This window comes from Arthrobacter sp. Y3223164, from assembly GCF_059091005.1.
Genome location: NZ_JBNHGF010000835.1, coordinates 1 through 489 on the forward strand (window position 1 = coordinate 1; position 489 = coordinate 489).

General features: G+C 72.0%; 1 pseudogene. It reads right to left on the minus strand.

The features are described from left to right. Positions 1 to 489, minus strand: a pseudogene (locus AC5RUJ_RS18285) (hypothetical protein); the annotation flags it as partial.

Sequence of the window (489 nt, forward strand, 5' to 3'; positions counted from 1 at the left end):
TGGCGAGGATGTGGTGGTCGATGATCCCCTCCACGAGATTGAAGATAATGCCGTTCACGCCGGCGCCGCCGGATGGAGCCGGACACCGCCCCCGCTGAAGAATCGGCGGGCCCTGCAACAGTTGCCGTGGAAGTCCGCCGGCGCGTGGAGGCGCCGACAGCGCCGCCGCCGGTGGCCGCCTCGGGCTCAGGGTTCTCCTTGAGTGCCAGCGGCTCCGGGTTGGCGTACGCTTCGGCAAGCAGCCCGGCCGTCAGTTTTCGCTGCCAGGGGCGGGCGCCGAGTTCGGCCAGGGCGGCGTCCATCGTCTGTTCCGTGACGGGTTCCGGCGGACGCCACGCGGTGCGGCGCAGGTAGTCGGGGGTGAGCAGGTTCTCCACCGGCATGTCCAACTGCTCGGCCAGGCTTGCCAGCCGGGGACGGGCAGTTTGCAGCCGGGCCGCGGCGGCCGGGTCCTTGTCGGCCCAGGAGCGCGGCGGCGGGGGAGCGTTG